The sequence below is a fragment of the Geotalea daltonii FRC-32 genome (assembly GCF_000022265.1).
GTDB classification, from domain to species: domain Bacteria; phylum Desulfobacterota; class Desulfuromonadia; order Geobacterales; family Geobacteraceae; genus Geotalea; species Geotalea daltonii.
Map to the genome: position 1 here is coordinate 3,425,324 of NC_011979.1, position 20,564 is coordinate 3,445,887.

Annotated in this window: 14 protein-coding genes; all 14 read right to left on the reverse strand. The window is 55.2% G+C overall.

Annotation, left to right across the window (positions count from 1 at the left end; genetic code table 11):
- Positions 1–394: 394 nt before the first annotated feature.
- The 14 genes from GEOB_RS15550 to GEOB_RS15615 all read right to left on the reverse strand — a co-directional run bounded on the left by GEOB_RS15550 (position 395) and on the right by GEOB_RS15615 (position 20,527).
- Positions 395–6,595, reverse strand: a complete 6,201-nt coding sequence (locus GEOB_RS15550; RefSeq protein ID WP_012648202.1) for a fibronectin type III domain-containing protein — start codon at positions 6,593–6,595, stop codon at positions 395–397.
- Complete coding sequence (locus tag GEOB_RS15555; RefSeq protein ID WP_012648203.1) at positions 6,589–11,430, reverse strand: CxxxxCH/CxxCH domain c-type cytochrome; 4,842 nt, start codon at positions 11,428–11,430, stop codon at positions 6,589–6,591. The genes GEOB_RS15550 and GEOB_RS15555 overlap by 7 nt, the downstream gene beginning before the upstream one ends.
- 355 nt (positions 11,431–11,785) lie before the next feature.
- Positions 11,786–12,418, reverse strand: coding sequence for a TPM domain-containing protein (locus GEOB_RS15560; protein ID WP_012648204.1), 633 nt, complete (start codon positions 12,416–12,418; stop codon positions 11,786–11,788).
- Between the two features lie 27 nt (positions 12,419–12,445).
- Entirely contained in the window at positions 12,446–13,309 is an 864-nt protein-coding gene (locus GEOB_RS15565; RefSeq protein WP_012648205.1) for a TPM domain-containing protein, read from the reverse strand.
- Positions 13,310–13,433: 124 nt separating this feature from the next.
- Positions 13,434–14,018 carry a LemA family protein gene (locus tag GEOB_RS15570; protein WP_012648206.1) on the reverse strand — a complete coding sequence of 195 codons (585 nt, stop codon included), beginning with the start codon at positions 14,016–14,018 and terminating at the stop codon, positions 13,434–13,436.
- Positions 14,019–14,085: 67 nt separating this feature from the next.
- Positions 14,086–14,364 carry a SemiSWEET family sugar transporter gene (locus GEOB_RS15575; RefSeq protein WP_012648207.1) on the reverse strand — a complete coding sequence of 93 codons (279 nt, stop codon included), beginning with the start codon at positions 14,362–14,364 and terminating at the stop codon, positions 14,086–14,088.
- Positions 14,361–15,098, reverse strand: a complete 738-nt coding sequence (locus GEOB_RS15580; protein WP_041267614.1) for an RNA methyltransferase — start codon at positions 15,096–15,098, stop codon at positions 14,361–14,363. The genes GEOB_RS15575 and GEOB_RS15580 overlap by 4 nt, the downstream gene beginning before the upstream one ends.
- 4 nt (positions 15,099–15,102) lie before the next feature.
- Positions 15,103–15,726, reverse strand: coding sequence for a DedA family protein (locus GEOB_RS15585; RefSeq protein WP_012648209.1), 624 nt, complete (start codon positions 15,724–15,726; stop codon positions 15,103–15,105).
- A gap of 110 nt (positions 15,727–15,836) precedes the next feature.
- Positions 15,837–16,670, reverse strand: a complete 834-nt coding sequence (locus GEOB_RS15590; protein ID WP_012648210.1) for a L,D-transpeptidase — start codon at positions 16,668–16,670, stop codon at positions 15,837–15,839.
- A 97-nt stretch (positions 16,671–16,767) separates the two neighbouring features.
- Positions 16,768–17,733, reverse strand: a complete 966-nt coding sequence (meaB, locus tag GEOB_RS15595; protein ID WP_012648211.1) for a methylmalonyl Co-A mutase-associated GTPase MeaB — start codon at positions 17,731–17,733, stop codon at positions 16,768–16,770.
- A 2-nt stretch (positions 17,734–17,735) separates the two neighbouring features.
- Entirely contained in the window at positions 17,736–18,494 is a 759-nt protein-coding gene (locus tag GEOB_RS15600) for an enoyl-CoA hydratase/isomerase family protein (RefSeq protein WP_154650506.1), read from the reverse strand.
- Positions 18,495–18,751: 257 nt separating this feature from the next.
- Positions 18,752–19,156, reverse strand: a complete 405-nt coding sequence (locus GEOB_RS15605) for a cobalamin B12-binding domain-containing protein (protein WP_012648213.1) — start codon at positions 19,154–19,156, stop codon at positions 18,752–18,754.
- A gap of 57 nt (positions 19,157–19,213) precedes the next feature.
- Entirely contained in the window at positions 19,214–19,744 is a 531-nt protein-coding gene (gene cobO, locus GEOB_RS15610) for a cob(I)yrinic acid a,c-diamide adenosyltransferase (RefSeq protein WP_012648214.1), read from the reverse strand.
- A gap of 3 nt (positions 19,745–19,747) precedes the next feature.
- Entirely contained in the window at positions 19,748–20,527 is a 780-nt protein-coding gene (locus GEOB_RS15615) for an enoyl-CoA hydratase/isomerase family protein (RefSeq protein ID WP_012648215.1), read from the reverse strand.
- Positions 20,528–20,564: the final 37 nt, after the last annotated feature.

A 20,564-nucleotide genomic window follows, 5' to 3' on the forward strand; every position in this document is an offset into this window, starting at 1 on the left:
ACCGATCAGGTCGGCATCTAATATTATATTCCAGCATCTAATATTAGATACAGGCATGCAATATTGGATGCCACAAGGCATATAATAATAGATGCTTTTACCTGATGGGGCACTTCTCCTTTGCATCTAATATTATATGCTTTTCTAATTCCGCCCCCTTAACACTTATTTCCTTCGATTACCAGTTCCCTGTTTTCCGCCGTTGCCATGTCGTTGCATCATATCTGGCGCAAGACCACCACTACACCAAAAATGCATGCAACTCAATGGGAAATCTAACATGATGGGGGTTTAAATGGAAATGGGGGAGAGACTCACCTGAGCAAGCGGCGGTGCCGCTACCGGCACCGCCACTTTTTTCGATATCCTGAAGCGACTGGGAAGGCGACGACACCTATTGACAGGTGCCGTCTGCAGATGTGTAGGCTGGGGTTGTCGCTTGCAGGGTGTTGCTGAAGGGTGAGAAGTCCCCTCCCCGGTATGCCCTCACCTGATAGGCGTATGCCTTCTGGGGTTCGATGGCCAGGGTGTCGGTGTAGCTGCCCGTATTGGGCACCGTTGTCACCAGCCCCATTTCTCCGGTGGGAAGCAGGCGCCAGATCTGGAAGCCGTCGGGATTTTCACAGGGGACCGGAGTGCAGGCGGCACCCGTGTAGCTCCATTCCAGTTTGATCTTGCCCGAATTCAGAGGGGTGACGGCATTAAGGCTTGGAGCACCGACGGCAGGGGTTTTCTGGCAGACAATGTTGCTTGGGGCCGAGTCACCGCCGGTGGTGTTCCAGGCGGTCATCTGATAGCAGTATTCCACGTTCTCCGTCAGGGAAGTATCCCCATGGGTAGTGAAGACCGGCACCAACGTGGGGCAGCCAATGGTTGGGCTGGTATAGTATCCGCAATAGAGTGTCGAATAGGGGATTGCCAGGTTGTTGATCTGGCTCCACGGTCCATTGCCGCCGATTGAGCGCAAGATCTTGTAATTAGTGGCGCCGTAGACCACCTGCCAGGTAAGATCTATTCTCGCCTCGCTGATCAGCTTTGTCGTCAATGAAGGTGCAGCCGGGGTTGTGGTGGCCGATTGGATATTGCTGGGCACTGAATAACTGCCGGCGGTATTTTTTGTGGAGACGCGATAATAGTAGAGGGTACCGGCAGAAAGGCCGCTGTTGGTATAGGTGATGGCACCTTGGGCAGGGGTAGCCACCTGCGACCAGTTGGCGCCGTCGGGGCTTCGCTCTACCTTGTACCCGTCATTGCCGGCAACGTCGTTCCATGAAAGGATGATTTGGCCGGTGGTGATGCCGGACAGGGTATTCAGCACCGGCGGCGTGATGGGCAGGGTGGCTGCGCTCTGCTCGTTGGATGCGACAGAGTATGCGCCAACACTGTTTTTGGTATAAACGCGGTAGTAGTAGGTAGTGTTGGCAGCGGCAGTGGTGTCGCTGTAGATGGCAACATCTGTTACAGGTGTTGCCAACTGTGACCAGGCGACAGTGTCGGTTTTGCGCTCGATCTTGTAGCCGGTATTGCCGGTGATGTTGGTCCAGGAAAGATCGATTTTTGACTGGGTGATGCCGGTAAGAGGGTTGAGAACCGGCGCGTCAAGCCACGTGGTCTGTGTGACAGTAGAACTCCACGGCGAATCCCCCGCCAGATTGGCCGCGTTCAGCCTGAAACAGTAGGTGGTACCCGATAGCAGGCTGCTCACTGTCGTAGTAATCGAGTTCTGGGCAACCGACGTGGAAGTAACGCCGGTCCAGTCTTCGGTGGTGCAGTCTGCGCCGTTTCGCACCTTGTGCTGCAGATTATAGGAGGTTTCCCCGGTTTTGTCGGTCCAGGAAAGTTTGATCTGGGAACTGGAAACTACCGAGGTGCTGAAGCTCGGCGTAGGGGGAACGGTAGTTGCCATGAACTCGTTGCTGAAGGCTGAAAAGCTGCCATCGGCCAGCTTGTAGCGAATTTTGTACTTGTAGGTGTAGCCGGCTGTAAGCCCGCTGTTGTTAAAGACAACCGTATCGGCAGCCAGTGGTGTCGGTGTCCCATTGACGTAAACACTCCAGGAGCCGGTGCCTGGACTTGCCGGAGGAGTCGATTGGTATGTGGCTGCACTTCGCCACACTTCATATCCCACATCACCGGTCACATCGATCCAGGCCAGGTCGATCTGGCCTTGGGACACGCCGGTGACGCTGGTGAGCGTTGGCGGACCATAGATGGTCACGCATGCCTCGTTGCTGTCACTCGAGCTTGTGCCATTGTAGGGCTGCACCTTGAAGCAGTATGGGATATTCATGCTCAATCCACTGACCGTATAAATGGTGGTATTTTGTGCCAGCGGCAATCCGCTGCCGGAGAGGACGACACCGTCTTTCAGCACCCGGTAATTCGTTTCACCAAAGACATCCGACCAGGAAAGGCTGACCGAGCTGTCCGTTGCGGCAGTGGCAACCAGATTTGTCGGACCGGAAACATTCGTCCGGGCCGTTACTATGGTGCTGGTATCCGAATTGACGGTTCCCACAGCCGTAACCCTCAACCGGTAAAGGTTGCCGGGGGTAAGACCGCTAATGTTCCTCGTTGTTGCGTCAACGCCCAGGTTGACCGTGGTCCAGGCGGTCCAGTAGTAATCATAGCCTGTATTCGAGGCGCAGTAAGTTTGATTCAGACAATCGGAATACTCCAGTTTGTAACCACTCTCAAAACTGTTGGGGTCGCTCCAGTTGACGGAGATTTCGCTGGTGGAAACGGTGGTTGCCGATGTAATGGCCGGCGTCTGCAGCTTGGTTCGCCCGGACTGCACCAGGCTGGCAGCGGAATCACCATCTGGATTTGTTGCCCGCAGGCGATAGTAATAGAGAACTCCGGCAACGACGGTGGTATCTGAGAAGCTGACCGCGGCAGCACCCGGAATGGCAATAACGGTCCAGGTGCTGTTGTCCGTGCTCCGCTCTACCTTGTAACCGGTAGCCCCGGTAACTGCAGGCCAAGTCAAATCGATCTTGGCGGCGGTAATCCCGGCCAAGACATTGAGAACAGGGGCAACCTGCACATTGCTGGCGAGGGAAAGCCCGGCACTGTTGATGGTATTGATTCGATATTGATAGACTACTCCGGCAGTCAGGGTTGTATCGTGGTAAAGCAAAGTATCGGGAGCGAGATTGTTGCCGATCTGGGTCCAGCTTCCTCCGCCTGCCATTCTCTCCAGCCGGTAGCCGCTGTTGCCGGGTATATTGTTCCAGCTGACATCCACTGACGTTGGCGACAGGAGAGACAGTTGATCAAGAACCGGCGCCTGGAGGGTTGTGGTGGCGCAGGTGGTAATCTTTCGGGAAACCAGGCTGCCGTTGTAGGCTTCGATACGGTAGCAGTACTGGGTATTGCCGTTGAGGCCACTGTCAACAAAAGCAGTCGTACCGGCAGAGGCGGTGTTGATTGGGGTCCAGATACTGGAAGAGGTTATGGGGCCAAGGGTCCGCTCGATGCGGAAGCCGGCGCCGGCAGTATTGCTGCTCCAGGCAAGATCGATCCTGCTGTAATCTGCCTGTGGGGTTGCCGTGAAAGGCGCAGGAACGAGAATGAAATTATTGACCTGCTTGATCACCAGATAATCGGCATTTCCGGTTGCATTGGCCGAGCTTCCGGCAATGAATGCCTCCCCCTGATAGTTGACGGCGATGGAGCTGGCTTCATCATTGCCATTGGCAGCGCCGTTGTAAGTGGTGGCACCCAACAGCGCCCCCTCATGGTCATAGATGAGTGACATAACGTCAATGGTGGCACCGTTGCTGGTGTTGCCGGCAACATAGATATATCCCGAGGCGTCCACAGCCATGGCGATCGCCTGATCGTCGTTCACCGGGCGCTGCAGACTTTTCTGCCAGACCACATCCCCGGCGGCATTGTACCTGACCAGGGTCACGTCATGATCACCGGGGCCGGTCAATGTGGTCCCGGCAACGATGATCGCTCCGTCAATGGGGTCAATTCTTAACGATACTCCATCGTCATCACCGTTTGCCGGCCCGGCAACCGGGCGTTCCCAGATCCTCTGGGCGATATTGCCGCTACCGCTGTACTTGATGGTGTAGATATCCCTGTTGCCGGCGGCGGTCTTTGCCGATCCGGTTACGTACACATCTCCTGCCGTATCTGTGGCAATGGAATTGCCCCGGTTATCCCCACCGGAGATTACGCTGTAAAGGTCGGACCAGATGAGGGCGCCGTTGGTGCCGCTGTATTTTGCGGTAAAGAAGTTGTAGATGTTGGAACCTGGAGCCGTTTCGCTGTAACCGGTAACGTAGACGTTGCCGTCCGGCCCGATGGCTACCGCACTGGGGATGTCGTCCCCGCCACCGTCAAAGGGCACCGCGGCCCAGGAGGAAACTGCATTGCCCAGCTCATCCAGGAGAGGTGCCGCAGCATATTTGACCACATAAATGTCCTCGTTACCTGCTGCATTCTTGCCATAACCGATGACGACGATGTTGTTACCGGCATCGGTGGTGGTGTCAATGGCCGTCGCCCGGTCATCGATGGCACCGGGGCCGTTGTACTGGCTGTGCCACAGTTCCGGAGGCCCTGCTGCAGGGTATTTCAAGGTATAGATGGAGTTGATGTTCCTCTGGGCCGGTGCGTAGAAAAGTTGCGAGTAGCCCGAGACGATGGCATTGTTGCTGCCATCCACCGCCACGCATTTGGCCACATCCATTTCACTATCCGCATCATCGTAAAGGTGACTCCAGATGATACTTTTATCCACATTGCTCAATTTGAGGGTGTAGTAGTCGAATCCCCCCACGGCACGGAGGCTGTAACCGGTGACTACCGGATTGTTGTCCGGACCGACGGCAACGGCATTGGCGAAATCATCCATGTCATCGGGGTTGTTGTACAGATAGCTCCAGCTGGGGGCGATAAAATTGACGAACACAGTCAGGGCGCGGGCCTCGTTGCTGTAGTGGGAATCGCCGTTGGCGGCGTTGTAAGCTCGTACCCGGTAGTAGTAATAATTATTGGCAATCAGCCCCTCATCGGTATAGGTGGTGATCCCTGCTCCGACAGCGCCAATCTGGGCAAAGGTTCCCTGTTCTCCCAGCTTCCTCTCGATCTTGAACCCATCCTCGTTGCCGGAGTTATCGGTCCAGGAGAGCCCGACGCTGGTGCTTGAAATGGTTGCGGTTGCCAGACTGGTGGGGGGGTTGAGGGCACCGGCGTCGTATTTGATCAGGTAGTAGTCCAGATCGCTGCCGTTGTCCGACCAGCCACCCACCAGAACGTCTCCTGCCGGCGAAAATCCAAGGCCGACCGGGCGATCGTTCTTACCTGCAGTTCCATTGAAGCTGCTGTGCCACAACTGGTTACCGTTGTCTCTTTTGTATTTGATAGTCTGGAAGTCGTAATTTCCCGCCGCCACCGTATAGCCGGTAACGAATACATCCCCTGCCTCGTCGACGGCGATGCCGGTGGCTATTGCCACATCGGTGTTGCCGTCTCCCGAGTCGAAATTCTGCTGCCATACGATAGCACCGTTACTGCCTGAATAGCGGGCAGTATAAAAGTCGTTGGTGCCGGAAAGGGTCCAGGTATAGCCCGTAACATAGACATCACCCCCCGCGTCCACATAAAGGCCGTTGGGTTCGTCGTTGAAGGCTCCGTTGTAGGTCCTCTCCCAGACAATGGCACCGGTCGCACCGTTGTGTTTGGCAGTATAGATATCCAGGTCCAGGTTGTTTGCCGCCGTACCGCTGACGATTACGTTGCCGCCGGCATCCATCTTCACCTGTTTCCCGGAACATACATATCCGGCCCCTGATGAGTAGCGCCGCTCCCACAGGTTGCTTCCGTCGAAGCCATATTTGATGGTGAGCAGGTCATAGGAAGTGCCGTTCCATGATTGACCCGTTACAGCAAGTCCGTCAATGCCTGCGGCAAGGGAATACAGCTGGTCGGCGCCTTGGGCTGTCCCGTTATAGGTAGCAGCCCAAAGGGGAGTCCCGTCAGGATCAGGGCCCCCGGCGCTGTATTTGAGAATGACGAGATCGTCATTGCCCGAAGCATTCTGGGTGGTCCCGCCAACATAGACATTATTGAGGGAGTCTACCGAAACTGCGGTGCCCAGATCGTTGCCACTGGCCCCCCCGTTCCAGGTATGCTGCCAAAGCACGACTCCGGTTGCTCCGCTGTACTTGATGGTGTGGATATCCTTGTTCGTCCCGTTCCAGACATATCCGGTTACGATCACATCATTGGCTGCATCGACCACAATGGCGGTGGCCTTGTCTGAGGCTCCCGCCCTGTCATAAAAGGCACTCCAGGCTATGTCCGATCCATCCGCCTTGAATTTGACGGTGTAGTAATCGTCGTTGGTATCACCGGCAAGATTCCGGTAGCCGGTTACCAGGAAATTCCCCTGGGGATCCACAATGGAAGCCTGAGCCTCCTGGGTACCGGCTTTGAGGTCGCCCTTTTGCCAGACGATATCGCCGCCGGCGGCGAAAGAGTCGCTGAGGGAAAGGTTGACAAACGCCAGGATCAGGAATAGCCCCCCCGTGAATTGACAAAATATCCGGAAAAAGTAATTTGATTTTATAGTTACCATGGCGTCACCTTATTCCAGCTGTTATCGGGCCAGGCGCCGCCCGGATGGCAGTTGACCCCATACTGATCGGCACCACGGGGGAAACTGCCGCTGCTTGGGTTGGGATAGTTGGAATATTCAAAGGTAGCGGGGCCGTTAGACCCTGCCTGTCCGCCGGAAGCCACCCTTCCCCTGTGTCTTGTATCAAGGCAGTTGGTCTGCATGAGGCGAGGCATGCCGCTTGTGTGTGGCGCATGGCACTTGGAACAGCTATAGGAATGCTGCGTGTTGGCTCCCCATCCCTTGACCGACTCGTGCACCCGATCGGCACTTTTCCAAGGCTGGTTCTTGTTGATGCCGTCGGTGAGCTTCGACTTGTTGTGACAGCGCAGGCAAAGCCCGGCGAAACTGCTGTCGTCCTCTGAAATCCTGGCCCCACCGAAGGTGTTCTGGTCGGTGTAAGCCCCCGGCGGCCCGTATAGCTTCTGCCCCCCCGGCGGATTAGCGGTATCTGCTATGGCCGCATCTTCCCGATATGGTGATGTAAGCCAGGTTCCCTTAAGCATCGGCACGGCAAGGGGCTGCTTCGTTCCCAAAACCGGGCTTACCCCATGGGGATCGTGGCAGGGTGTGCAGAGACCATTGATCTTGTTTTGCGCAGCAGTTGTATTGTTGAGGAAACTGGACGATTTCAAGTGCCCACCCTTGATGGCCATATTCTTGTAAGAGTAACGGCTCATATATCCGGCAGTATCCGCCCCGAAGCGGAACGAATCAAGGTAGCCCCTGATGGGTGCAGTTGCACCGAATGTGGACTCATATCCCCATGGGGTTACGCCCACGTTCTGGTTCAGGTGACAGTCGAAGCATTGACCGGCCCCGGCATTATAAGGATTGATGGAACCGGCAGCGCTATTGGCCGAAGCCTTGTAGCTCATGGCGTAGCCCCCCTTGCCCGCCTGTGTTTCTTTGAGATTGGCTCCGTTGTATGTACCGTTGAAAGTCAGGTAACTTGAGGTCACACCTACTACCTTCGAGCCGTGGGAACTGTGACAGTCGAAACACTGTACGTTCTGGGCGCCGTTTCTGGTATTGGCAATGGAGCTGTCGAGGCCATTGATGGCATCGAAGCCGCCCTGGTTGGCTACTGCGTTGCCGTGGGCGGAAACCGCCTTGGTTACCCGGTCCTTCTGATTGGCACCGGGATAGGTGGTGGAGTTGTACTTGCCCCAAGACACGGTGCCCTGCTGTGAATAACGGGCAGCAACGCTCTGCAGATCCCATGCATACTGGCGCGGCGTCTTGCAGTCGTTGAACGGCACGCTGTCATTGTTCTGGTCACTGTGGCAGCTGATGCAGACATTGGTGAGCTTGGTCACTTCCGTCCGCTCATTGGCAGTGCCGATATTGCTGGCAAGGAAGCTGACGGCAGTCGTATAGAGCTTATAAACGGTGGGCCTGATGCCGGGTTCCCAGACGACCAGATCCACGGGCGCATTCTTCGCCGACGAATAATTCTTGTAGTTGTAGCCCTCATGGTGCTTCACATCGATGAGTCCTTCCGGTGTCGATTCCCAGTGGCACGAGTAACAATGCTTGTTGGTTACCGTCACCCCTTGCACATGATGGGAATTGGCTTTCATCTGCCCCATGATGTCCATACGCATGCCGATGGTGCCGCTGTGACACTTTGTGCAGTCCCTGGGCAGGCCGAACCCTGAATGGCGCGGCACCGGCTTGTTTTGGTGGCAGGTGTTGCATGGCTGGTCATCGGCATGGCTGTCGGTAAAGCGATGTTCGTGACAGGAAGTGCAGACGCGGCTGGCATTGTGTCCGTCGCCGCCATCCACGCGGTAATGCTGGCTTCCGGCAGAATGGCAGACGTTGCAGATGCCGTTGTATGGGGCATTGATCCGGGCATAATCAAGCCCGCTCTGTTTCCTGGTGAATGAAACATCGGCCCTGGTTTTCGGAATGCCGAAGGTCCCCTCGGTGGAGGTGGCAACCTTGTTCTGGATCATAAAGATATTGCCGTCCCCATGGGGATCATGGCAGTCCCAGCAGAATTTGCCCCCTTTCCAAACGCCATCCTGGACATAGGCCCGGTTGTGTTTATAGCCAAAGTGGACAGAAGATGCCCTGGCCTTCTGAGGCTTGATGAACCGGTACTCGGCTGAAGAAAATGGCCTGAAGCCAAGAGAGTACTTCAGTGGTTTGTTCGCGGGAGCGGAATGACAGCTGTTGCACTTGCCTCCCGTATCGTCGTCATGGCATTTGAGGCAGACCCCCATCATCAGGTACTGATTTTTCACATCCCCCTTCTGGTCGGCAGTCCATATACCGGCACCGGCATTGTGCCGTTTCATATCATTGGTCGGGCTGGCCGGATCAACAAAATGGCATAACGTGGTCAGACAGGATGTACCTCCACCGGACATGGGCCGGTGATCCGGACGGGGAGCGACACTGCCGTCTGGCCAGGTTGTCGAAGGGTCTGCCGGCAGCGAAGCCAGCTGCGGGGCCAGTGATTCGTCGTTGTCATGGCATGAGAGACATTCGCTGTCGAGGCCGATCATGTGACAGTAGACGCATTCTTTTTCGAAACGGTTGGTATACTGGTCATGCTGCCGCAGCCGGAAAGGGTTGCCGGTGTCATTGTGCAGGATATTGTTATCATGACAGTACCAGCAGGGGTTGCCGGGGAAATTTGCCGCCGGATTGCCGCTTGCCGGGTATGGTCCTGCGGATATAGGCCTGCCATGTCCTGTGGTTGCCCATTCGGTAAGGTTTATTCTGGCCTGGGTGCTGTAGATCTTGAAGCCGAAGCTGTCCACATCGGGGCTGGTGGTGCCGTGGCACGTAAGACAGATGACACCCGTGTTCACCGAGCTTCCCCACTGGGGGTCTGTGCCGCCGGAATGACAGGCGGTGTTGGAACAGGTCTTGGTGACGGGATTATATGATCCCCCCTGCTTGAATACCACGTCCTTGGCCTTGTTCACGTGGTACGAACCATTGAGATGGGAGACCTCAGACATGCTGCCAAGGGGAATACCGGTGGCATGACAGTCGGTGCAGATGCCGTTGGTAATGGTGGCGGTATGGCACTGATCGCAGGTAAAATTGGTATCTGCGTGTCTCTGGTGTGAATTGGCGCGGTCCGAACCGGAACCCTGGTTGGGGAACATGGGAGTTGCTGCCTTCCATTCCTGGCCGGCAGGCCAGCCGGCTTTGGCAGTCCAGACCTTACCGGTGCTGTCGGTCCTTCCATCATGGCAGAGGGTGTTTGAGCATGTTCCACTGGGATGGCCATGACAGCTGTTGCAGTCCGTTTTTGGCGCAGTCCAGGCAAAGGGACGCACGTCTTCAGGGTTAGTGGTGCCGTCGCTATGGCAGTAGACGTTGTCGCAGATCTTGTTGGCTGCGTCATACACCGGGGCAGACCTGCCGACTATCGCCCACTGGCTGCCCATTGACACATCCTTCACGCCATTGGTATGCCTTGTTTTATCGATGATATTGCCGTTGGCATCGATGGTGGCATTATGGCAGTAGGTACAGGGGTATCTGCGTATCCATTGGGGACCCACCAGTCGCGAATGGCCGTTGGAAGTAATATTGACGTAAGGGGCGCAGAAGCCCTTGTCACTGTTCCAGACGCCGCCCGTATCGGCACAGTTGGCGGGGGTATTGTCCTGGGTGCGCCCCTTGTGGCACGAGTAGCACTGCATGGGGGCGGTATCCGTCCATTTGACTGAAAAGGTCGGTGCACCACCGTCTGCATTACTGTGGCAATAGGCATTGCAGCTTTTATCTTCCGAACCGTAATTGCCCCCCTCCCTGAAGGAGACATCCTTGTTTTTGTTCACATGGCTGGCTTTGTCGGCAATGGTATCGCTGCCGTTTGCCGTCGTCTTATGACAACGCTCACAGCTATAGGCATAGCCGGAACTCCCGGTATGCTTTCCATGCCTGCCGCTGAGGTTCGTGGTATCGCCAGCGCTATCGTGGCATGAATTGCAGGATGAGGCGAATGTGGCCCCCCATGTCGGTGTAGTTTTGGGAGCTCCCTCCTGCCCGTCGCTGTGGCAGTAGAGGTTGGAACAGCTGCCGTTTCTGTCTTCGGCCCGGGTCCGGCTCGGCAGATAGTTGGGATAGCTCAGATTCTGTGGTTTGCCATAGCCGCCGCCGCTGTTTGGCGCCACATTAAAGGACAGGATCAGGTTTCTGCCGACACTGGTGGCATGGGAAAACGGGTTGGCACCGGCGAAATGACTGACATGGCAGATGCCGCAACTGCCACTACCGGTGCCATAGTAGTCACCATGCTTCTTGCCAGGTCCAGAGGCAGCTGGATGATTGCCATCAGCCGGTGGAGTATCGTGGCAGGCCCCGCATCCGGTTTCTAAAGTAAGGACGGCACCGCCCCAGACAGGGGTTTCTTTCTCGAAATGGCAATTGACGTTCGTGCAGGTGCCAAGTGAAGGGGTTGAGGTCTGGGGGAAGGGAGTGGTACTGTTTTTATATGTAGCAGCCTGGGGAGAATTCTTGATGTTGGAGGACAATCCGATTACCCCATCGCGATGGCTCGTGGTGTAGCTGTCGCTGCCGGGATGGCACTTGGTGCAGCTAGTGGCATTGGCGCCGATAGCAAGATGGTTGCGATGTGTTCCCTGAAATCCGCCGGTGGTGATGTTGCGGTAGGGGGCGTCGGTGGGACGGAAATCCATGGCGGACCTGGTACCGTGGCAGTCATAGCAGCTTATTGAGGCGCCTGCACTGGTAACGGTCAGAAAAAAAGTTGTTGCTACTCCCAGCCAGATAAGAAAACGCTGCCGGTATTGAACATTGCTCAAGGTTCCCCCCCGGGATCATGCCATTTTAAATTGAAATCCTCCGGAAGCTGCGATACTTTTCCCACCGCGTTTGGACCGAAACGATGGGAAATTTAACAGTGGTCATTGTTAAGGCAGCAAGATATTCCAGAGATAATGAGCAACTTTTATACCCTTAACCCCTTCATTTAATGAGATTAATTCGTGAGAAGTAATTGTTAGTTTTTTCAGGTAGATAGAGAGACCAGGAAGGGAAAAACTGCTAGGGGGTATCGTCTGACAATCGATCAAATAGCGGAGAAATTAAACTTGTTTCTGTGATTAGACTATAAGAACAGTCGCCCGCATTACAACTGAGCTAAAATTTTCTTATTTTTCAAATAATTATCTCATCAGACAGCTCATTTATTTCAGCCCCGGGAGCACGGGGGAAATGTTTGGCCAATTCTTCGCCGCAGGACTGAATTATCGCACAAAGGGATTCACATGCCTTTCCCTGCCTGATGCCAATGGCCAACTCTGCCGCCAGGCTCTGCCAGGATTCGGGTCTGATTTTCTCGTTAATACCACGGTCACCCAAGATCCAAACCTTGTGCTCCAGCAGGGAAATGAAAATGAGGACTCCCGTTTCCTGCTTGGTGCGATAAAGCCCCTTCTCATAAAAGGCTTTCACTGCCCTGTCGCGGACCGCTTCATTCAGCCTTTTCCTTTCGACAAAGAAAATTTTCAAACGGGGAAATATCTTGAGGATCTGGTAACAGGGCAGCATCAGCACAAGCACCAGCGGGATATACGACCATATGGTCACATGCTGAATTGTTATGGAGACAAGGAGGGCGACAAACCCTGAAATGAACAGAACCCCCAGCAAAAGTGCCTCCCGATAACTGTCGCTTTCCTCAACGACCATGGTGGCAATCTCCCCGAAAGTCCCTTCTTCGGCTTGGGCGACCGCATGCCTGATTTTCTCCATTTCTTCGTCACTGAGAAAGCTTTTCTTTGGACTCATTGGCACCCGCTCCATGTAATTTCCGTACTACCAGTCTCCCGATGCCCCGCCGCCGCCAAAACCACCCCCCCCGCCGGAAAATCCACCGCCGCCACCAAAGGAACCGCCGCCAAATCCGCCACCGAATCCCCCCCCGAACGGACCGCCGAAAAAGCCGCCACCGCTGCCGAAAAGCAGGGGAATGAGCAAGCCCAGGACAAAGCCGGCCATGGCCAATCCCAGAAGCAACAGCAATGAAATGCCCGAAAAGGAGAGAAAGGCGATGAGGGGCACACCGACCGCACCGGCCAGGCCGCCAAGAACCCTGGAAATCGAGCCTAAAAACAGGGCAGCAAGGCCGACAAAAATAACCAGGGTAAAGATGGGATTGGCACTTTTCCGGCCATGGCGCATACCGGTGGCGGGAGCCTTGTACTCTCCCCTTACCACGGCCATGATCGCCGCGACCCCGCTGGCAACACCGCCGTCAAAATCCCCCTGCTTGAACTTGGGGGAGATCTCGTTGCGGATGATCCGCCCGGATACCAGGTCCGTCAGTTTGCCCTCCAGCCCCCTGCCCACCTCGATCCTGATTTTGCGCTCGTTCTTGGCGATGAGGAGAATAGCGCCGTTGTCGATCTTTTTCTGACCAATCTTCCATGCCTCGGCAACCTTGATGGAAAACTCTTCCAGGTTTTCATCGGCAAGGGAATCTATGGCCACAACCACGATCTGGGTGGAGTCGGTCCGTTCGAACTCGGCCAACTGCTGTTCAAGGTACTCAGCTGCTGAAGGGGAAAGGAGCGCTGCGTAGTCATTCACATGACCACGCAGGGGAGGCACTTCCAGAGCATGGGCAAAGAGGCTCGAGAACTGGAGCAACAAAAGAATGAGGATGATTTTTTTCGTCATCTGCCGGATCTCCAGCCCTGCTTTAACCACTTATGGGACTATGCTTCTTTATGGGTTGAGCCCTTCTTCCTAAGGGAGAAGGTAGCCCGCCCTCACCCAATCCCTCTCCCTGGGGGAAAGGGCGTTAGAATTTGATTTTCGGCGCCTGCTTGGCCCCCTCCTCCGCCTTGAACGGTTCCTTGCGCGACAGATGCAGCAACAGGGAATTGGTCAGAGAATTGGGGAAGGTCCTGATGCTGGTATTGAAGTCCTGTACCGCCTGGTTGTAACGGGTTCTGGCCACATTGATGCGATTTTCGGTGCCTTCGAGCTGGTTTTGCAGATCCATGAAATTCTGGTTCGCCTTCAGGTCCGGATATTTCTCCACCACCACCATCAGCCGCGACAGGGCACCGGAAAGCTGCCCCTGGGCCTGCTGAAAATCGCTCAGGGCTTTGGGATTGTTGACCACATCCTTGCCCACCTGCATTGAACCCACCTTCGCCCTGGCTTCGGTAACCGCTTTGAGAGTGTCAGCTTCATGCTTTGCATACCCCTTGACTACCTCGACAAGGTTCGGGATCAGGTCGGCACGTCTTTGATAGGTAGCCTCCACATCCCCCCAGGCGGCAAGGACAGCCTCTTCTTTGGCCTGCATGGTGTTGTAGCCGCATCCACCCAGAATAGACAGGGCAAAAACAGCAACTAAAGCGAAGAGCATTTTCTTCATAGTCCCTCCAACATAGGATTGAGTCCATCCGCAACTACCGGATGAAATACTATTGGTGATTAGAAATTTAAGCACAGGATTTGGATTTGTCATCCTCTTTGTAAAGAATTTTCATGACGATGAGCAGCGAATAGCAGACTATGGAAAATGCGTTGGCGGCAATAAGAGGCGTGTCACCGATGATCAGGCCGTAGATGAGCCACATGGACATGCCGACGTTCAGCAGCACCGGCTGCCAGATGGAAATGTCGCGGGCCTGGCGGGTGCGATAGGTTCTGACGACCTGGGGAATCGCTGCGGCTGTGGTGATTGCTCCGGCAAGCAAACCGAGGTAAGTGACGTTCATATTCCTTTTCTCCCCTTGAACCCACCAGTTCCCCAGTCGATCTGGGACATCATTCCCCGCAGCACAGCCACTTCCCGTTCATCCAGCTCAGCCCTTGAATAAATCCGCCGCAGGGTGCGCATGATGTGGGCCGGATTCTCCGGGTTGAGGAAGCCGATCTTGAGCAATGTCTTTTCCATCTGCCGGTACATGGCCTCCATGGCGGCGGAATCTGCCAGCAATCTCGTATCCTGGGCAGGACTGACCTCTTGCCGCTTATGCAACTCGTAGCAGAAGATCAAGACGGCCTGGGCCAGATTAAGGGAGCCGTACTCATCGGCGGTGGGAATGGTGGATTGCCAGCGGCACAGGGCCACCTCCTCGGTTGTCAGCCCGCTGTCTTCACGGCCGAAAACCAGCGCAACCCGATGCATGGCCGCCTGGCTCCTCACTCTTTCAGCGATTTCTTGAGGGGTCGAAATCTCCTGCCGGTATTTTCCGTGGCGCCTGGTGGTGGCAACGGAAATTTCGCAGTCGCGCAAGGCATCTTCAAGGCTGGTGAACAGCCGTGCACCATCAAGGACATCTCTGGCTGAAACGGCAAATTTGTGGGCTTCAGGATGATCAACCTGACAGGGGTTAACCAGCCGCAGGTCGTAAAGCCCCATGTTCTTCATGGCACGGCAGACCATGCCGATGTTGCCCGGACTTTGGGTACCCACCAGAACAATACTTATTGCTGTACTTGTTTGCATATGTTCACTGTTTTCCATTGTTCAGTTTCTGTTTCATCCTCTGCAGGCGCGCTCGAGCAGGTTTTTTCCGCCACCAGGCATGGACGAAGTGGAACAGCCACATGCAGGCAATGAGCCCGAGCAGGGTCAGCATCAGGTAAGGTTCGTAGCGCTGTACATCCTCTACCAAGAGGGAGGCGCTCTTGCCGAACAGATAGCCGGCGCAGGAAAATATCGCCGCCCAGGTCAAGGCGCTGATCAGGTTCAGCCAGAGAAATCTTGAAGACGGAAGATTGGTCATTCCCAGGATAATAGGAAGCACGATCCTGAATCCGTAGGTATAACGGGAGATAAAAGCAACGAAGTTCCCGTATTTCTCGATAAGTCTCAGAGCCTTACGGAATTTCCTGGCGATGGAGGTGAACAGCTTGAGGAGAAAGGGGCCTTTCCACCTCCCCAGATAGAAATAGAACTGGTCACCGAAAAATGAACCGGCAAAGGCGGTGAGGATGACACCGGGCAGATTGAGATACCCCTGGAAAGCGAGAAAACCCGCCATGATCAGGATCGCTTCCCCCTCAAGGAAAGTGCCGAGGAACAATACCCAGTAGCCATGCAACTCAAGATAGTCTCTGAGAAACTGCTGCACGTTTCCTCCAGGCAAAAAGCAGGTTCGAGGTTCGAGGTTCGAAGTTCGAAGTTCGAAGTTCGAGGTCCTCGTCACCAATCACCAATCACCAATCACCAATCACCGTTCGTTCACCGATACTCCGGGTTGGCGCCGATCACTTCGACCACGGGGCCGTCCTCCAGTTCCTCGGCTTCTCCCGTATCGTCTTCATAATCGTTTTCGCCGACGGCCCATTCGTAAAGCTTTTCAGAATCAAGCACAAGAGGTTCTTCCGGAATGCCGTAAACCCGATTCTGCATGCCCTCGTCCGCAAGGCCTACACAACCGTGAGAGGCAGGCTTCCCCGGCAAATCACGGGCATGGATCCAGTAGGATACGTTGTCCGGGCCAATATGGAATCGAATGGCATTATCCATGGGATACTGTGCAGTATCATCCTCGGTTTTGTAAAGGGACGAGGTATGATTACGGTGCCGGGCATCCACCCGAAACAGTCCGGTCGGTGTTTCGTGGCCTTTCGTACCACTGGCAGCCGGCATGGAAAACTTAAGTTTACCAAATTCGTAGGCACCCAACCACTGTTCGCCAAGGTCGATAACTATGTATTTTCTATGGCCCTTGGCAGGGGGGTACTTTGCAGGCATTGGCGTATAGCCCTTCACCGAGGCGACATCAAGGGGTTCCTTGATGGTCATGCCCGGATAAACATGGCGGCGGTCAATCCTGTTGAAGCGTGCCACTGTCGGCCAGTCGTTGCCGTACAGGGACTCCAGAGTATCCTGCGGCCGAATGAACCGTCCACGCCAGGGAATTTTGTCCAGGCTAGGGTAGTGGATTTTCGTCAGGTCTTCCCTGGCCGGATCGTCGGGATTGGCTCCAGGATCGGAAGTGGCGGAAGGTTTGTAACAGACAACACCAGCAACTAAAACTACGAGAGAAAAAAACAGCAATTTTCGAAACATCTAAATCCTCTGCAAACAGCCTGCTGACAGGCTGCTACGACTGATAGGGGAGGGTAACTCCCCATTCATACAAAAAGTGTCACGGGAAAGCCATGATTCAAGCAGAGCCGGTCCATTTGACCCTGCCGGTCTCCTCGGTCAGGACCTCCTCCACGGCGGTGTACGGGTCCTTCTCCCTGGACATCATGCCGTCGATGATCTGGCGAAAGCGGCCATTGACCTTGATGTGGGCAAAAAATTCGGAGAACAGCCGGTCTTTGAGAAGGTCCATGAACATGGAGGCGTTCCTCTCCTCCAGCAGGTGGTTAATGGCACCGGAGGAAAAGAGGAAACCCCGGTGGGCTTCCATTTCGGCGACCAGTTCATCGATACCCCGATTGCACTGGGCTTCGGTCTTGAGGACCTTTGCCTGCCACTCGCCAGGCTTCGACGGCTTCATATCCAGCATTGCGGAAAGTTCCCGGACGGTGCGATCGGCACCCTCCCGATCCCCCTTGTTAACGACGAAAACGTCTCCGATTTCCAGAATACCTGCCTTGATGGCCTGAATATCGTCGCCAAGCCCCGGCACCATGACAACGACGGTGGTATGGGCCATGCGGACGATGTCTATTTCATCCTGGCCGACCCCCACCGTCTCGATGATGACGATGTCCATTCCCATGGCGTCCATGACGTTGACCACATTGCCGGTGGAGCGGGAAAGGCCTCCCAGGTGGCCGCGGGTGGCAAGACTGCGGATAAAGACTCCATCGTCGTCAGCATGGCGGTTCATGCGGATCCTGTCCCCCAGGATAGCTCCGCCGGTAAAGGGGCTGGTGGGGTCGATGGCGACGACTCCGACCCTCTTGCCGGCCTTGCGGTAGGCGGCGGTCAACTGGTCCACCAGGGTGGATTTGCCGGCACCGGGAGGGCCGGTAAGGCCGATGATATAGGCTCTACCCGTGTGCGGATAGAGCTTTTTCAGCTCTTCCACCGAGCTTCTGAGACCGTCGTCGATATCCCGCATCAGCCGTGCCGCTGAACGGATATCCCCCTGAAGAATTTTTTCCGCCAATGACATTATTATACTTCCTTTTCTTTGCAGCTGCCTGAGGTGTCGCGGAGAGGAAACAGGGCACTGAACAGGCCCGATTCGAGGATGCAGCCGTTTTTCAGATCGCAGTCTTCTGCGGCATTGATGGCCTTTTTTGCATAGCCAAGAGATGGTGCGGGATTTGCGGCGATTCTTTCGGCAAAGGCAACAACCTCGGGCCAGAAGATATCAGCCGGGTGGACGCAGTTCACGTAACCCATGCGCAGGGCATCTTCCGGGCCGTAGACATCGGAGGTCATGAAGATCTCATTGGCAAAGTTCCGCCCCAAAAGCCGCGGCAGCTTTTGAGTGCCGCAAAAGCCGGTGAGAATGCCAAGCTTGGCACCAGGATGGGCGAATCGGAGGGCATCGCTGGCGATGCGCAGATCGCAGGCCAGGGAGAGGTCGCAGCCGCCTCCCATGGTGATGCCGTTGAGGGCGCCGATAATGGGTTTCGTGCAGGATTCCATGGCGGCAAAGAGAGATTGCCCAAGCTCGGCAAAAGCAAAGGCATGCTGGGAGTCGAACTTGACCATCTGGCCGATGTCGGCGCCGACGGCAAAGGATTCGCCCGGATAACCGGAAAGTACGATGCATGCCGCTTCATCGGAGGCCTGAAGCTCGGCCAGGCCGTGCTTGAGCTCCTTGAGCATGTTGATGGTGAGCTTGTTGAACCTGGCACCTGAATCCATCATCATGAAACCGACCCGGTTTTTTACTTCCAGTCGCAGTTTGTTATACAAAGCCATATCCTCAAAAACCATAGGAGCGCCAGTACTGCAGCATGTATGACAATCCAGCTGCAGCTGCGCCCCTAAGAAAAAGCTTCTGAACCCGAAAAGACTTTATTGCCGCTTGGAACCTCTTTGCCACGAATGACACGATCAACACGAATGGAAATCCTAACCAGAAACCCATGTACATTTTGATTTGAACCCAAAGATTCAGCTGTTGCCTTTATTCGTGCACAGTCGTGCTATTCGTGGCTAGACAAAAGCCTTTAAACCTATGCGCGGGGATGAACGTTGTTGCGCACCCAGGCAACGATGTCCTCAGTGGAGGTGCCGGGGGTGAATACCTCTCTGATGCCGGCAGATTTCAAACCTGGGATATCGTCATCGGGAATGACGCCGCCGCCGAAAACGATGATATCGTCGGCATTCTTTTCTTTGAGAAGCTGACAAACCTGGGGCAGCAGCGTGTTATGGGCGCCTGAAAGAATGGAAAGGCCCACGCAGTCGACATCTTCCTGGATCGCAGCCGACACGATCTGCTCCGGGGTCTGGTGAAGTCCGGTGTAGATGATCTCGAAGCCGGCATCCCGGAAAGCACGGGAAATGATCTTCGCTCCTCTATCGTGTCCGTCCAGGCCAGGCTTACCAACAAGCACCCTCAGTTTCCGTTCAGTCATTGCATTCTCCTTTTATTCAAAAGTGGTTTATCTCATCAGGGAACTGGATAAAGCGATCTATTTCTCAATGCCGATCCGGGCTGGCACCCCCGCCTTGTAATAATGCTTGATCTCCGTCATCTCGGTGACCAGATCGGCCGCCGCAATAATTTTCCCATGGGCATTCCGTCCGGTCAAGACCAGCTCGACCCGTTCCGGTCTGAGAGCGATCAGCTCCAGCACATCGTCCACATCAATGAGGCCGAAGGATACGGCTCCATTTATCTCATCGAGAATGACCATGTCATAAATGCCCCCGGTCAAGGCATCCTTAGCCTTGATAAGGGCCTTCCGGGCAAGGCGGACATCCTCCGGGTCTGGATTATCCCTGTTGACCCACCCTTCCCTGCCGGTTTGAATTATGGTCAGATATGGGGCGAGCTTCGGTGCTGCAAGGTGCTCGCCATAGGGCCCGCCACCTTTCATGAACTGGATCATGCAGACCATCAGTTCACGGCCTACGGCACGAAGAGCCAGTCCAAGGGCTGCCGTTGTCTTGCCCTTGCAGTTGCCAGTATAGACCTGAACGCACCCCTGTTCCAGTTTCATTGGTTACCTGCCCTTGAATTGTGCCGGACGCTTTTCAATAAACGCCGTCATCCCTTCCTTCTGATCCTCAGTGGCAAAGCAGATGGCGAAGGCATCCCGCTCCATCATGCAGGCATTCCTGAGATCAACATCGGCGCCGGCGCCTATGATCTCCTTGGCCATCTTCAGGGAAAGCATTCCACGGCTGCAGATTGTCTTCAACAGAGCCGCCCCTTCGCCAACAAGTTCTTCATCGTCATAAACCCGATTAACCAGCCCCATACTCAAGGCTGCTTCCGCATCGATCCGGTTGCCGGTGAAGATCAGCTCCTTGGCCCTGGCCTTGCCCACCAGCCGCGTCAGGCGCTGGGTTCCGCCAAAACCTGGTATGATGCCCAAGCGGATCTCCGGTGCGGCAAAGACGGCCGAGCGGGAAGCAACGATGAAGTCGCAGGCCAGTGCCAGCTCGAACCCGCCACCCAGGGCATGCCCTTTGACTGCAGCGATGACCGGTTTGCCGACCGATTCCAGGGCAAACATCACATCCTGCCCCAGCTGGGAAAAGCGACCCGCCTCAAAGGGTGTCATGTTGCGCATGGCTTCGATATCCGCACCGGCACAGAAGGTAGCACCGGCACCGGTAACGAGAATCCCTGCCACAGCTGCATTCTCTTTCAGCGAGGCGAACGTGGACAGCATCAGCTGCAGCATCTCGGCATTCAGGCTATTCCTGACGTCTGGCCTGTTCAGGCTTACAATTGCTATATTCTCGTCGTGTTTGACTTGTATGGGACGGTTAGGCAAGGCAGTCTCTCCACGGTTTACGGAAATTTTCTAATGA

Bases quoted from the DNA above. Each gene is read 5' to 3' on its own strand.
- GEOB_RS15575 (WP_012648207.1), bottom strand. From the start codon at position 14,364: ATGAACGTCACTTACCTCGGTTTGCTTGCCGGAGCAATCACCACAGCC.
- cobO (WP_012648214.1), bottom strand. From the start codon at position 19,744: ATGAAACTGGAACAGGGGTGCGTTCAGGTCTATACTGGCAACTGCAAG.
- GEOB_RS15560 (WP_012648204.1), bottom strand. From the start codon at position 12,418: ATGAGTCCAAAGAAAAGCTTTCTCAGTGACGAAGAAATGGAGAAAATC.
- meaB (WP_012648211.1), bottom strand. From the start codon at position 17,733: ATGTCATTGGCGGAAAAAATTCTTCAGGGGGATATCCGTTCAGCGGCA.
- GEOB_RS15565 (WP_012648205.1), bottom strand. From the start codon at position 13,309: ATGACGAAAAAAATCATCCTCATTCTTTTGTTGCTCCAGTTCTCGAGC.
- GEOB_RS15550 (WP_012648202.1), bottom strand. From the start codon at position 6,595: ATGGTAACTATAAAATCAAATTACTTTTTCCGGATATTTTGTCAATTC.
- GEOB_RS15600 (WP_154650506.1), bottom strand. From the start codon at position 18,494: ATGGCTTTGTATAACAAACTGCGACTGGAAGTAAAAAACCGGGTCGGT.
- GEOB_RS15605 (WP_012648213.1), bottom strand. From the start codon at position 19,156: ATGACTGAACGGAAACTGAGGGTGCTTGTTGGTAAGCCTGGCCTGGAC.
- GEOB_RS15570 (WP_012648206.1), bottom strand. From the start codon at position 14,018: ATGAAGAAAATGCTCTTCGCTTTAGTTGCTGTTTTTGCCCTGTCTATT.
- GEOB_RS15580 (WP_041267614.1), bottom strand. From the start codon at position 15,098: ATGCAAACAAGTACAGCAATAAGTATTGTTCTGGTGGGTACCCAAAGT.
- GEOB_RS15590 (WP_012648210.1), bottom strand. From the start codon at position 16,670: ATGTTTCGAAAATTGCTGTTTTTTTCTCTCGTAGTTTTAGTTGCTGGT.